This is a genomic window from Paraburkholderia sp. BL6669N2 (genome assembly GCF_003387275.1).
Taxonomy (GTDB): Bacteria; Pseudomonadota; Gammaproteobacteria; order Burkholderiales; family Burkholderiaceae; genus Paraburkholderia.
Map to the genome: position 1 here is coordinate 2195185 of NZ_QUNA01000002.1, position 13158 is coordinate 2208342.

Sequence of the window (13158 nt, forward strand, 5' to 3'; positions counted from 1 at the left end):
ATCCCGCATGACCCGAATCCCGCATCACCTGCCCTCGCCGCCGGCCGCTTATCGCCGCCGCGCCGACCACCGCTCTTCGGCGGTCGCATGAAAACCCCGAAACGTCTGCTCCCGCTCGTCGAAGAAGGCCTGATCGACGAAGTCATCTCCCAGTTGATGAGCGGCAAGGAAGCCACCGTCTACGTGGTACGCAGCGGCGACGCCACGCGCTGCGCGAAAGTGTACAAGGACGCCAAACAGCGCAGCTTCCGCCAGGCTGCGTCCTACCGCGAAGGCCGCAAGGTCAAGAACAGCCGCCAGCAACGCGCGATGGAAAAAGGCAGCCGCTATGGCCGCGAAGTGCAGGAACAGGCCTGGCAGAACGCCGAAGTCGACGCGCTGTTCCAGCTCGCGAACGCGGGCGTGCGCGTGCCGCAGCCTTTTATCTGCACGGACGGCGTATTGCTGATGGAGTTGGTGACCGACGCCGACGGCAACGTCGCGCCGCGTCTGAACGATGTCGAGATGACGGAAGAACGCGCGCTCGAACTGCATGCGCGACTGGTGAACGAGGTAGTGCGCATGTTGTGCGCCGGCATGATCCACGGCGACCTGTCCGAGTACAACATCCTGCTTGCCGCCGACGGTCCGGTCATCATCGACCTGCCGCAGGCCGTGGATGCCGCCGGCAATCTCGAAGCGCCCGCCATGCTGGAGCGCGACGTCAACAACCTCGCCACGTATTTCGGCCGCTTCGCGCCGGCGTTACTGGAGACCAGTTACGGCAAGGAAATCTGGTCGCTCTACGAAGCGGGCGCGTTGCATGTGGACGCCGCGTTGACCGGCCGCGTCGAACTGGACAGCACGCCGATCGATCTCGAAGCCGTGCTTCAGGAACTCGAAGATACGCGGCTCGATGAAGAAGCGCGCCTGCGCTACGAGCAGTCGCTGCGCAGCGGCACCTGAACCTTCACGGGCGGCCGGGCAGCGAGGTCAGCACCTCTGCCGCCTCGCCGCCTCGCGAGAAGCAGCTACGACGTACTGCTCAACCGCGCCGCCTGCATCGCCCCCTGCGCCGGTCCCACCGACTCCCGCATCGTCACGCTCACCGGAAACTCGCGGAAAATCTCCCACGTAGTCCGGTAGCACTGATTGACCAGCCAGCGCACGGCGTTCTGCGTCAGTTCCGCGGTCGGGATATGCACCGAGGTAAGTCCGGGCGCGGCATACGCGGCCGAATAATCGTCGTCGTAACCGATCACCGAGACTTCGCCGGGCACCGAGATGCCCGCCTGGTGAAAACAGGCCAGCGCACTCACCGCCATCGTATCGTTCGCGCAGAACAGACCGGTGAAACGGCGCTTCGTGCCGAGCAGCTTTTGCGCGGCGGCGTAGCCGCCTTCCGGTGAAAAGTCCGATTCGATCAGCGTGACGTCGTCGCGTGCAATGCCCTCGCGCGCCAGCTCGGCGAAAAAGCCCTCCAGACGCATCTGGTTGTCCGAAGAAGTGAAGGGCCCGGAAATCACCGCAATCTCGCGATGCCCGTGATCGAGCAGCGCGCGCGCCGCCAGTTCGCCGCCCCGATGGTGGTCGGCGCAAAACGACGCCTCCGGCAACTGGTCGAACGCGCGGTTCAGAAACACCATTTTCGGGTGCATCTTGTGCAGCATGATCAGGTCTTCGTCGTGCAGATCGTGGCTGATCACCACCACACCGTCGCAATCGCGGCCGATCAGAAAGCGCACCGCCTCGATGGCCTGCTCGCGCGGCGAGACTTCTCCGCAGCCGGTCGCCACCACCACGTGGCGGCGCACCGCGCGCAGTTCTTCGTCGGTCTGCTTGAGGATCGTGCCGTAGTAGGAGCCGAAGAACGTCGGCACGAAAATGCCGACCATGCCGAGCGACTGCGTGGCCATGGCCCGGCCGATGGAAGACGGACGAAAGTTCAACTGTTCGATGGCCGCCTTCACGCGCGCGGCGGCATCGGCTGAGATGGGTCCTTTACCCGAAATGGCACGCGAGGCGGTCGACATGCCCACGCCGGCCAGTGCCGCGACATCTTTGAGTGTTGCCACGCGGATCTCCGTCAAGCATGTTGTATTGTCAGCGACGCCGCGTGCCGGCGCTACAAACGCGCGCCGCCCGCTTCGTCGAACAGAGAGACATGGGTACTGTCGAACGAAAACGCCGCGGTGTCCCCTATCGCCACCGGCGTCTTCGTCTGGTCGATCGATGCGACCTGCACTCCATGATAGTCGAGCCAGATGACGCGGTGGTTGCCCATCGGCTCCACGAGCGAAACTTTTGCGTGTTCGCTCGCGCCTTCGGCGAGCCGCACGTCTTCGGCCCGCACGCCGAGCACGCACGGCAAGCCGTTGGCGGGCGCGGTCTTGAACGAGTACGCCGACACGTCGAGCCGCCAACGCTCCGTGCAGAAGTGGAGCGCGCCGTCGCGTGCTTCGAGCGTGCCCTTGAGCAGGTTCATCGCGGGCGTGCCCAGAAACGTCGCGACGAACAGGTTGTCGGGACGCGCGTAGACTTCGGCGGGCGTGCCGAACTGCTGGATGACGCCGCCGCGCATCACCGCCATGCGGGTGGCAAGTGTCATTGCCTCGACCTGATCGTGCGTGACGTAGATCATCGTCGCGCCCAGGCGCTGGTGCAGTTGCTTGAGTTCACGGCGCAGCTCGGTGCGCAATTTGGCATCGAGATTCGAGAGCGGCTCGTCGAACAGGAACACGTCGGCTTCGCGCACGATCGCCCGGCCGATGGCGACCCGCTGCCGTTGGCCGCCTGACAGTTGCGCCGGTTTGCGCTTGAGCAGCGGTCCGAGTTGCAGCATGTCCGAGGCGCGCGCCACGCGCCGCGCAATCTCCGCCTTCGGCGTGCCGTTGATGCGCAGCGCAAACGACAGGTTGCGCTCCACGCTCATGGTCGGATACAACGCGTACGACTGAAACACCAGCGCGATGCGCCGGTCTTTCGGGTCGGCCCAGGTCATGTCTTCGCCGGCAATCTCGATGCTGCCGTCGGTCACGTCGATCAAGCCGGCAATGCTGTGCAGCAAGGTGGATTTGCCGCAGCCGGACGGTCCGAGCAGCACGACGAATTCGCCGGCCCGCACGTCGAGATTCAGATTCTCGATCACCGTGTTCGCGCCGAGTTGAATCGTCAGATTGCGCACGGCGACGTTGGCCGGATTCGTGAGGCCCGCGGCATCCGCCGCATCGGGACTGCTCGCCACACCCGCCATGTCCGCCGCGTTTGCCATATTAGCCACGTTTGTCATCGCCCTATCCCTTGACGGCGCCGGACGCAATGCCGCGCACGAACCAGCGGCCCGAAACGAAGTACACCGCGAGCGGCACCATGGAAGTCAGAATGGTCGCCGCCATATTGACGTTATAGAGGCGCTCGCCGGTCGTCGTATTGATGATGTTGTTCAGTTGCACCGTCATCGGCAAGTTTTTGGTGCCGGCGAAAACTAGGCCGAGAATGAAGTCGTTCCAGATGCCCGTGACCTGCATGATGACCGCCACCACGATGATCGGCGTGGACATGGGCAGCATCAGTTGCAGGAAGATGCGCCAGAAGCCGCCGCCGTCGATGCGTGCCGCCTTGAACAGCTCCTGCGGAATCGACACGTAGTAATTGCGGAACAGCAGCGTCATGACCGGCATGCCGAAGATGGTGTGAATCACCACGATGCCCGGCAACGAGCTGAACAGATGCACGCTCGCCAGCACGCGCACGAGCGGATACACCATCACCTGCACGGGAATGAACGCGCCCATCAGCAGCACGCCCAACAGCAGGCCGGCGCCGCGCGGCCGCCAGAACGACAGCGCGTAGCCGTTCACCGCGCCGATCGCGATCGAGAGAATCGTACTCGGCACGACAATGCGCACCGAGTTCCAGAAACCGACCTGAATGCCATTGCAATCGAGCCCGGTGCAGGCGGACTGCCACGCCGCGCTCCACGCGCTGAGCGTGAAATGCGCGGGAAATGCCAGCAGATTGCCGAGGCGGATCTCGCTCATCGGCTTGACCGAGGTGACGAGCATCACATAGAGCGGCAGCAGGAAGAACAGCGCCGCTGTGAGCAGGAACGCGTAGACGCCGAGCCGCGCCGGGGTGAACGTCGAGCGGCGGCGGCGTGGCTGCGCGCGGCGAGGCGTGCCGCTTTTCAACGGCGGACTGAGCGTGTTCATCACACCTCCTTGCGCAGGGCGGCGCGGCTGCGGGCATAGAAGAACGGCGCGAGAATCGCCAGCACGGTGGCGAGCAATACGATCGACGCCGCCGACGCGAGCCCGATATTGGCGCGGCCGAACAGATAGTCCATGATGAACTTCGCCGGCACTTCGCTCGCCGTGCCGGGGCCACCTTGCGTCATCGCGACCACGGCGTCGTAGAGCTTCACGACCATCACGAACAGCAGCACGAAAGCAGTGGAGATGGATGGGCCCAGCATCGGCACGACGATACTGACATACACCCGCCAGCGCGGAATGCCGTCGATGCGCGCGGCTTTCCACAACTCGTCGTCGATGCCGCGCAGGCCCGCGAGCAATAGCGCCATCACCAGACCCGAGGCCTGCCACACCGTCGCAATCACGATGGTGTAAATCACCCAGTCCTGATCGACGATCCAGTCGAAGCGCGCGTGCGCGAAACCGAGCTTGTGCAGCACGGCTTGCGCGCCCAGTTCAGGGTTCAGGATCCACTGCCAGACGAGCCCCGTCGCCACGAACGACATCGCATACGGATACAGAAACACCGTACGCAACGCGCCTTCGGCGACCACGCGTTGATCGATGAAAATCGCCAGCAGCAAACCGATCACCATGCACGCCACGATGAAACACGCGCCGTAGATTACGATGTTCTGCAACGACAGCAGCCAGCGGTCGTTATTGAAGAGACGCGCGTACTGCGTGAAGCCCGCGAAATCGCCGGAAGGAAATGTGCGCGAATTGCTGAGCGACACGCGCGCGGTCCAGACCATCGTGCCCAGATAGGCGAACACGACGGTCAGGACCATCGGCAGCAGCGCCAGCCATGCCGCGAACGGAAAACGCTTCTTGAGCGGCTTTTTGAGCCGCGCCTGGCGAGCCTTGGACGACGACCCGCCGGCCGGCAGCTTGAGCGCGTGCATGCCGCGCACCTAGCTCTTCAACGCGCTGGCGAACGCTTTCTGCGCGTCGTCGACCGACTGGTTCTTGTTCCAGAAGTTGGTGATGACGTCGATCAACGCGCCCTGCGTGTCAGGTGAGAGCAGCATTTCCGGATTCGGCAACTGACGCGACTTGTCCTTCATGATCGCAATGCCCTCCTTCGCGCAGATGTCGAGGCTGCCGGCGTCCACGTCGGGACGAATCGGAATCGAGCCTTTCTTCGCGCTGAATGCCACTTGCGCGGACGGCGAGGTCATCACCGTGGCAAGCAGATTCTGCGCCTTGATCGTGGTGGGATTGTCTGTTTTCGGGAACACGAACACGTCGCCCGCGACCAGATACGGCGAATGCGGACCGAAACCCGGGAAGCAGCCGAAGTCCTTGCCCGCGCTCTGATTGGCCGCCGAGAATTCGCCCTTGGCCCAGTCGCCCATGATCTGCACGCCCGCCTTGCCGGAAATCACGAGCGCCGTGGCATCGTTCCAGTTGCGGCCGGGCGAACCCGGGTCGACGAAATCGTGCAGGCGCTTGAACGATGCCAGCACTTTCTTGAACGCGTCGGATTTCACGGCGTTCATGTCGCGATCGCGGTACACCTTCATGTAGAGATCGGCGCCGCCCACGTCCGCCAGCACCGCGTCGAAGGTGATTTTCTCCTGCCAGGGCTGGCCGCCGAGCGCGAGCGGAATCACGCCGGCGGTTTTCAGCTTGCCGAGATCGGCGATGAACTCGTCATAGCTTTTCGGCTCGCCCGCAATGCCCGCTTTCTGGAACACTGGCTTCGAGTAGAAGAACCAGGCCGGCATATGGATATCGACCGGCGCGGCATAGTAATGTCCCTTCACCTTGATGCTGTCGAGAATCGATTGCGGGAACACGCCGTTCCAGTTCTCTTTCGCGGCGACGTCGTCGACATTGTTCAGCAGGCCCTGGTCGATCAGGTCGTGAAACTGCTTGGACGTATTGAACTGCGCAGCCGTGGGTGGATCGCCGCCGACGATCCGGTTGATCGCCGTGGAGCGCGCCTGATCGGCGCCGGCCACCGCGTTGTCGACCCACTGGCCGCCGGCCTTGTTATACGCATCGGCGAACTGACGGATCGCGGCCGACTCGCCGCCCGAGGTCCACCAGTGAATCACGTTGGCCTTCAAAGGCTCCGCCTGCGCGACGACGCCATACAACGCCAGTGCCGCAACCACGCCTCGCAAGACCAGTTTTTTGCTGTTCATTCCGTCTCCTCTCGATCATGCAACCAACTTGCGCCAAACCATGGCGCCCGTGTTTTCAAGTCGACATACAAACCAGCTTTCACCTGCTATTCAGTGCGTGCCTTGCGCTCCTTCAGGAATTTCGACACCAGCTCCGCGCTGCGTTTGATCGTGCGTTTCTGGGTAGCGTAATCGACATGCACGATACCAAAGCGACGCTCGTAGCCGAAGGCCCACTCGAAGTTGTCCATCAGCGACCAGAGAAAATAGCCGCGAATCTCCACGCCGGCCTTGATCGCCTGATCGACCGCGGCGAGATGGCGTTTGAGGAACGAGATACGCTGGCTGTCCTCGACCTGAGCGTCGATCACCTTGTCGTCCGAGGCCATGCCGTTTTCCGTGATGTAGATCGGCGGCAGGTTCGCGTAGGTGGCCTTGAATCCCGTCAACAGATCGCGCAGGCCGTCCGGATACACCTCCCAACCCATCTGCGTGCGCTCCACGCCTTCGAGCGGCACATCCTTGAAGCCGTGCGCGCCATCGCTCGCGACGTTCGTGCGGAAATAATAGTTGATGCCGAGGAAGTCCAGCGGCGCGGCGATGGTTTGCATGTCGCCGGCGAGCACCAGCGGCTCGGTGCCCGGCCACAACTCGAACAAGTCCTGCGGGTAGCTGCCCTTGAGCAGCGGATCGAGAATCCATGCGTTGTGCTGGACTTCGAACAGATGCGCCGCGCGCTGGTCGGCGGCGCTCTCGCTGTTGGCCGTGCCGCGTCCGACGTTGGCGACGACGCCGACTTGCGCCGCCGGATCGTTGGCACGCAACACCGGCACCGCGAGACCGTGCGCCAGCAGCAGATGATGCATGGCCTGCGTGGCGTAGCGCGCGTCGGCGAGTCCCGGTGCGTGGTGGCCGTTGCCGTAGCCGAGGTACGCCGAGCACCACGGCTCGTTGAGCGTCATCCACGCATCGACGCTGCCGGTCAGTTCGCGGCTCATCAGGTCGGCGTAATCGGCGAAACGGTAGGCGGTATCGCGATTGAGCCAGCCGCCGCGATCTTCCAGATGCTGCGGCAAGTCCCAGTGATACAGCGTGACGAAGGTCGTGATGCCCTTCTCTTTCAGCCGCGCCAACAGGCGTTGGTAGAAGTCGATACCTTTGCGGTTCGGCGCGCCGGCCGCGTCCATCACGCGCGGCCAGGCGATCGAGAGCCGGTAGGCTTCGAGGCCGAGGCCGGCCAGCAGGTCGATGTCGGCTTCCCAGCGATGATAGTGATCGCAGGCCACCGCGCCGGTGTCGCCGGCCAGCACTTTGCCGGGCTTCGCTGAGAACGTGTCCCAGATGGACGGCAGGCGGCCGTCTTCGTTCACCGCGCCTTCGATCTGATACGACGCGGTGGCCGCGCCCAGCAGGAAGTTCTTGCGCCACAGCGACGAGTCCGCGGGCGGCGTGAATGGATCGGCGAGTGATGACGAATGGGGAGAGAGAACGTCGGATACAGCGGATGTGTCATTTGCCACGGATTCCTCGCTGAGGTCGTTGAACCGGGTACGGTGGAAGCCGGAACGCCCATCCCCGGGACTTGGGGTGGAAGCGCTTCCACAACACCCGCGAACGATAGCAGCGGCGGATTCGACGCAGCAATCAGGGTTTGTCTGGAGCGATGGCTGGCATGCCCGGCGCGGCGATGCGCCGGGCATTGCAAGAGCCTTTGTCAGCGGTAGCGCGAATCTGTTGCAAGCGTGGCGGGCGCAATCTCACATGCCACCAGCGCGGTGCAATCTCACGGCTTTGCGGCCAGGTTGAACGCGCCGCTGTCATACGCTTCGCAGTAGGTTTTCCAGTCCGCCACCACCTGCGCCTCGCACTGCGTCGCGCTTTCCACCAACGGCAACTGCCAGTCCCGGCGATTGCCGAACGCGATCAGATCGTCGGCGATCGACGACTTCTGCCGCCCGCCGCTACGCAGATGCGCCCACGCGCTCAACTCGGCCATGCTGCCGACCACCTCTTCGAGACGCGGCAGCTTGCCGTCCCAGTCGCTCAAGGCCACGCGATCTTCCGAAGGCTGCAAACTGCGCAGCACATACGAGCGCCCATTGAATTCGACCGCATGGAGAAACGCCTGCGAGACCGCCTGATTGCGCCGCTGGATTTCGACGACGCGTTGCGCTTCCGTCTGCCACGCCGGCTGCGGCGTGCTGACGTGCGGCGTCACGGAAGAAGACAGCGCCTCTTTCAGATCGATCAGATAGTTGCCATCCGGCGAGCCTTTGCCTTCGACGAGAATCACGTAACGATCGACGCCGAGGCTCCCCGTGCCGGCAATCCGCCGCGCCACGTCGAGAATGCGAAAGAAGTCGGGATTGGGCTCGCCCGCGGCGAACTTCTGCATAAACTGCGTGACCGCGGCACGCTGCGTGTCGCTGACCGCTAGCGCTTTCTTGCCGTCCACTTTCAGCGTGCGGGTCTTGCCCTTGAGCACCGTGCGCCGGTCCAGATGCGCCACCCGCGTGCGGCTGGCAAGCGCGACGAACAGATCGCGCACCATGCCGGTCGCGGTCTCCGCTTCGATCCAGCGTGATTTGCCATTCGCCAGCGCCGCGCCATACTTTTCCAGCGCGACCTGGCACAGCGCCAGCGCCTGCGCGCGGCTCAGCTTGAGATCGCTCGCGCCGACCAGCACGCTCGTCAACAGGCGCACCAGTTCGTAGAGATTCGGCGCGAGGCAGGCCTCGTCGAAGTCGTTGTTGTCGAAGTAGATCAGCCGGTTGTCGGCCTTGTAGCTGCCGAAATTTTCCAGATGCATGTCACCGCAGATCCACACCGGCGGCGCGTCGTCGAACACCTTGGCTTGGGGCAGGCGTTCGTAAAACAGGTGACACGTGCCGCGCAAAAACACGAACGGCGACGTGCGCATGGCTTTGTATTTCATCGCGAGCCGTTCGGGATCACGACCGGCGTTAAAGCTGGCGATCGTCCTGGCAATATCGAGCATGAATTTCCTTTGAATGCGAGCATGTCGTACATTGCGACGACCAACGGCGTAGACCGTGCGGCGCGGCAACGACTGTTTGACAGTAGACCACACCGCGCTCCGCAAACACCCGGTTTTGGCATTCACCTTCGACAGCGCTTGCGCGTCGCGCGCGTCTGAACGCTAAGCCGTTTCCCGCGCACCGAACTTCTTGCGGTACGCGCCCGGACTCGTCAACGCAATGCGCCGGAAGTGCCGCCGCAACGATTCCTCGGAGCCGAAGCCCGCCAGTTCCGCGATGCGCGCCATCGGCAGCGGCGCCTGCGCTTCGAGCAGTTCGCGCGCGATGGCCACGCGTTCGCGTACCAGCCATTCATAAGGCGCCATGCCGGTGGCATCGTGAAACTGCCGCTGCAGTGTGCGCGGGCTCATTGCCGCCCGCTCGGCGAGCGAGCGCAACGTATGCGGCAAAGCAGGATGAGTGCGCACCCAGTCCATCAGTCTGGACAGACGGCCGCTGTCGTCCTGCGGCATGGGGCGCGGCACGAACTGCGCCTGGCCGCCCTCGCGATGCGGCGGCACCACGAGCCGCTGCGCGACCCGGTTGGCCACCGCGCTGCCGTGATCGCGCCGCACCAGATGCAGCAGCATGTCAAGCCCCGCCGCCGAACCCGCCGACGTGATGATCTGCCCTTCGTCGACATACAGCGCGTCCGACTGTACATGCAAGTGTGGATAGCGCTGCTGCAATTTGTCGGCATAGCGCCAGTGAGTCGTGACGGTCTTACCGTCGAGCACGCCCGCAGCCGCGAGTACGAACACGCCGGAGCAGATCGAACAGAGGCGCGCGCCGCGCGCGTAGGCGGCGCGGATTTTCTTCAGGAGCGGTTCGGGCGGCACTTCATCGGCATCGCGCCAACCGGGAATGACGATGGTGTCGGCGCGCTCCAGCAGCTTGAGCGTATAAGGCGCGGCAAGCGTGATACCGCCCGCCGCCCGGATCGGCCCCGGCTCGCTTGCGCAGACCGCGAAGCGATACCAGTCCACGCCGAGTTCAGGACGCTCGAGCGCGAACAGTTCGGTCACGCAGCCGAATTCGAAGGTGCAGAGCCGGTCGTAAGCGAGCGCGACAACGAGATGATTGTGCATGGCGCGATGTTACCGGATATTGACGATTACGCCACTTATCCGGCGTGGCACGCGGCGCCACAATCAAGGCGTCTGAACCGCGATCGCCAGGCAACCCACACACCTATTACTCCTATCGGAAACTCACGTCACCATGCCGACCCTGAACGCCGTCACCCAAACTCCCGCCGCCGACAGCGCCGCCGCGCAAGCTCACTTCCAGGCCACGCTGCAATTCGAAACGGATTGCGCCGATGTCCACGGCGCGCTCGCGAGCGGCGCGCCCGGCTTTGTGCTGCTCGATGTGCGCGGCCCCGCGCTGTTCGCGCAGGGCCATGTGCCGGGCGCGCTCAATCTGCCGCACGGCAAGATCGTGGCCTCCAGACTCGCTGACTATCCGCCGCAGACGCTCTTCGTCACGGCCCGTCAAGCTCATGAGCGGCGGCATCGCCGGCTGGCTCGACGAAGGCTTCGCACTGACACAAACACAAACGGCGTCCGCCGGCGAGGTGGCCAAAGCCAATGGCTGACATATTGAGAATCGATTAAATAAAAGCCTCGTGCTGTCGATAACAAGTTCAGCCGCTTCTCCTTCGCGGTTGGACTGAACATGCAGAGCTCATATAATTTTTGGCTGGTGACCATCTCGTTCGCCGTTGCGACGCTGGCGTCGTACACGGCGCTCGACCTGACCGGCCGCATTTTCCTGCTGGCGTCGGCGCGGCTGCGGCGCGTCTGGCGGCTGGGCGGCGCTGCATCGCTCGGCTGCGGCATCTGGTCGATGCACTTCATCGCCATGCTCGCCTTCTCGCTGCCGATTCCGCTCGGCTACGACCTGGCGACGACCGCCGCGTCGCTCGGGCTCGCGATCGGCGCCTCCTATCTCGCCCTGTGCGTCACGACCCGCGAGCGGCTCACGGTGGGCCGCCTGCTGGCGGGCGGCGTGCTGATGGGCTTCGGGATCGCCGGGATGCACTACACCGGCATGGCGGCCTTGCAGATGGCGCCTGGCATCCGCTATCGGCCGGGGTGGTTCGCCGGTTCGCTCGCGATCGCGATCGGCGCGTCGACCGCCGCGCTGTGGATGGCCCGCGCGCTCAGCAACGACGACGCGCGCCACGTCGTGCGCAAGCGTGTGGCTGCGGCGCTGGTGATGGGCGTGGCAATCAGCGGCATGCATTACGCCGGCATGGCCGCCGCCGACTTCCTGCCGGGCGCCATCTGCGGCGCGGCCCAAGGCGTGAACGCCACCTGGCTCGCGACTTCGGTGATCCTGCTTACCTTTGCCGTACTGATCGTTACGTTGATGCTGTCGCGCTTCGATGCGCGCAACGCCCTTCTGACCGGCGCGGTGTCAAGGCTGAACGGTCAGATCGTGCGGCTCGCCACGCTCGACACCCTGACAGGACTGCCCAACCGCAGCACGCTGACCGAGCGCATCGAACGCGCGATCCTCGGCGCGCGGCGGCAGCGCGCGCTGTTCGCGATCCTCTTCATGGACCTCGACGGCTTCAAGACCATCAACGATTCGCTCGGCCACTCGGCCGGCGACCAGGTTTTGACGGCGTTCGCGCAGCGCCTGCTGCAGTGCGTCCGCGAGACCGACACCGTCGCGCGGCTGGGCGGCGACGAATTCGTCGTGCTGGCCGAAAACCTCGGTTCGCGCGAGGATGCCGGCGCGCTCGCGGAAGGCGTGCTCGAACGCATGCGCGTCGGCGTGTGGACCGACTCGCAGCCGCTGCAGGTCATGCCGAGCATCGGCATCGCCCTCTATCCGCACGACGGCGACACCGTCGAAGCGCTGTTGAAGCACGCCGACGCGGCCATGTACAAGGCCAAACGCGCGGGCCGCAGCACCTATCGATTCTTCGAACGCCGCATGAACGAGGCCGCCACGCGCACGCTGCAGATTCAGAACGCGTTGCACGACGCGCTCGCCGCCGGTCATTTTTCGCTGCACTTCCAGCCCAAGTTCGAAGGCAGCGGCAACTCGCTGGCAGGCGCCGAAGCGCTGATCCGCCTGCATCACCCGCAACTCGGCACGTTGACGCCGCTCGAGTTCATTCCGATCGCCGAGCGTTCAGGGCAAATCGTTCAGATCGGCTACTGGGTCGTGCGCGAAACCTGCCGGCAGATTCGCCAATGGGTCTCGCAAGGCCTGCCGTCGATGAAAGTGGCGATCAACCTGTCGCCGCGCCAGTTGCTGCAGCCGAACCTCGTGGCGAGCATGCTTGAAATCGTCAACGCCGAAGGCGTGGCCTGCGAGCAGATCATGTTCGAGATCACCGAAACCGTGGCCATGCAGGACGCGCCGAAGACCATCGAAATGATCCGCGAATTCCAGGCGAGCGGCTTCGAGATCGCGATCGACGATTTCGGCACCGGCTATTCGAGCCTTGCCTATCTGCAGCGTTTTCGCGTCAAGCAACTGAAGATCGACCGCTTCTTCACCAATGGCCTCGACGCGCACGGCCCGGAGGGCAGCGCGATCGTGTCGGCGATCATCGCGCTTGCGCACTCGCTGGAAATGGATGTGGTGGCCGAGGGTGTGGAAACCGAATCGCAACTCCACATGCTCAAGACGATGAGGTGCGACGAGATGCAGGGCTTCCTGCTCGGCAGGCCGCTCAACGCCGACGACTTTGGCAACCTGCTGCGGGACAGAATGGTGGCCGCATGAACCTGACGA

General features: G+C 64.1%; 10 protein-coding genes and 1 pseudogene. 3 read left to right on the top strand and 8 right to left on the bottom strand.

The annotated features are described in order from the left end of the window. Positions 1 to 87 precede the first annotated feature (87 nt). Positions 88 to 945 (top strand): PA4780 family RIO1-like protein kinase, encoded by an 858-nt coding sequence (locus B0G80_RS32325; RefSeq protein ID WP_116121937.1) that lies wholly within the window; start codon positions 88 to 90, stop codon positions 943 to 945. Positions 946 to 1010: 65 nt separating this feature from the next. Here B0G80_RS32325 and B0G80_RS32330 read toward each other — a convergent pair whose 3' ends face one another. The 8 genes from B0G80_RS32330 to ftrA all read right to left on the bottom strand — a co-directional run bounded on the left by B0G80_RS32330 (position 1011) and on the right by ftrA (position 10490). Next, positions 1011 to 2054 (bottom strand): substrate-binding domain-containing protein, encoded by a 1044-nt coding sequence (locus B0G80_RS32330; protein WP_116121938.1) that lies wholly within the window; start codon positions 2052 to 2054, stop codon positions 1011 to 1013. A gap of 50 nt (positions 2055 to 2104) precedes the next feature. After that, positions 2105 to 3268 (bottom strand): ABC transporter ATP-binding protein, encoded by a 1164-nt coding sequence (locus B0G80_RS32335; protein WP_181920107.1) that lies wholly within the window; start codon positions 3266 to 3268, stop codon positions 2105 to 2107. Between the two features lie 4 nt (positions 3269 to 3272). Beyond that, positions 3273 to 4190 carry a carbohydrate ABC transporter permease gene (locus B0G80_RS32340; protein WP_116121939.1) on the bottom strand — a complete coding sequence of 306 codons (918 nt, stop codon included), beginning with the start codon at positions 4188 to 4190 and terminating at the stop codon, positions 3273 to 3275. Then, a complete protein-coding gene (locus B0G80_RS32345; protein WP_106282546.1) occupies positions 4190 to 5137 on the bottom strand; it encodes a carbohydrate ABC transporter permease in 948 nt (315 codons plus the stop codon). The genes B0G80_RS32340 and B0G80_RS32345 overlap by 1 nt, the downstream gene beginning before the upstream one ends. Positions 5138 to 5146: 9 nt before the next feature. Continuing rightward, positions 5147 to 6385 (bottom strand): ABC transporter substrate-binding protein, encoded by a 1239-nt coding sequence (locus B0G80_RS32350; RefSeq protein WP_106282361.1) that lies wholly within the window; start codon positions 6383 to 6385, stop codon positions 5147 to 5149. A gap of 86 nt (positions 6386 to 6471) precedes the next feature. Continuing rightward, the gene (locus B0G80_RS32355) at positions 6472 to 7884 is read right to left on the bottom strand and encodes a GH1 family beta-glucosidase (protein WP_116121940.1); all 1413 of its coding nucleotides are present in this window, start codon (positions 7882 to 7884) and stop codon (positions 6472 to 6474) included. A 263-nt stretch (positions 7885 to 8147) separates the two neighbouring features. Next, positions 8148 to 9362: a DUF2252 domain-containing protein gene (locus tag B0G80_RS32360; protein WP_116121941.1), complete on the bottom strand. Its 1215-nt coding sequence runs from the start codon at positions 9360 to 9362 to the stop codon at positions 8148 to 8150. 162 nt (positions 9363 to 9524) lie between these two features. Continuing rightward, positions 9525 to 10490, bottom strand: coding sequence for a transcriptional regulator FtrA (ftrA, locus tag B0G80_RS32365; RefSeq protein ID WP_116121942.1), 966 nt, complete (start codon positions 10488 to 10490; stop codon positions 9525 to 9527). 133 nt (positions 10491 to 10623) lie between these two features. Here ftrA and B0G80_RS32370 point away from each other — a divergent pair. Both B0G80_RS32370 and B0G80_RS32375 read left to right on the top strand, forming a co-directional pair. Further along, positions 10624 to 10999, top strand: a pseudogene (locus tag B0G80_RS32370) (rhodanese-like domain-containing protein). An 80-nt stretch (positions 11000 to 11079) separates the two neighbouring features. Beyond that, positions 11080 to 13149, top strand: coding sequence for a bifunctional diguanylate cyclase/phosphodiesterase (locus tag B0G80_RS32375; RefSeq protein WP_116121943.1), 2070 nt, complete (start codon positions 11080 to 11082; stop codon positions 13147 to 13149). Positions 13150 to 13158: the final 9 nt, after the last annotated feature.

What these genes read in the sequence shown, in the direction of transcription:
- B0G80_RS32325 (WP_116121937.1), top strand. Translation starts at nt 88, where the DNA reads ATGAAAACCCCGAAACGTCTGCTCCCGCTCGTCGAAGAAGGCCTGATC.
- B0G80_RS32335 (WP_181920107.1), bottom strand. Translation starts at nt 3,268, where the DNA reads ATGACAAACGTGGCTAATATGGCAAACGCGGCGGACATGGCGGGTGTG.
- B0G80_RS32340 (WP_116121939.1), bottom strand. Translation starts at nt 4,190, where the DNA reads ATGAACACGCTCAGTCCGCCGTTGAAAAGCGGCACGCCTCGCCGCGCG.
- B0G80_RS32345 (WP_106282546.1), bottom strand. Translation starts at nt 5,137, where the DNA reads ATGCACGCGCTCAAGCTGCCGGCCGGCGGGTCGTCGTCCAAGGCTCGC.
- B0G80_RS32350 (WP_106282361.1), bottom strand. Translation starts at nt 6,385, where the DNA reads ATGAACAGCAAAAAACTGGTCTTGCGAGGCGTGGTTGCGGCACTGGCG.
- B0G80_RS32360 (WP_116121941.1), bottom strand. Translation starts at nt 9,362, where the DNA reads ATGCTCGATATTGCCAGGACGATCGCCAGCTTTAACGCCGGTCGTGAT.
- ftrA (WP_116121942.1), bottom strand. Translation starts at nt 10,490, where the DNA reads ATGCACAATCATCTCGTTGTCGCGCTCGCTTACGACCGGCTCTGCACC.
- B0G80_RS32375 (WP_116121943.1), top strand. Translation starts at nt 11,080, where the DNA reads ATGCAGAGCTCATATAATTTTTGGCTGGTGACCATCTCGTTCGCCGTT.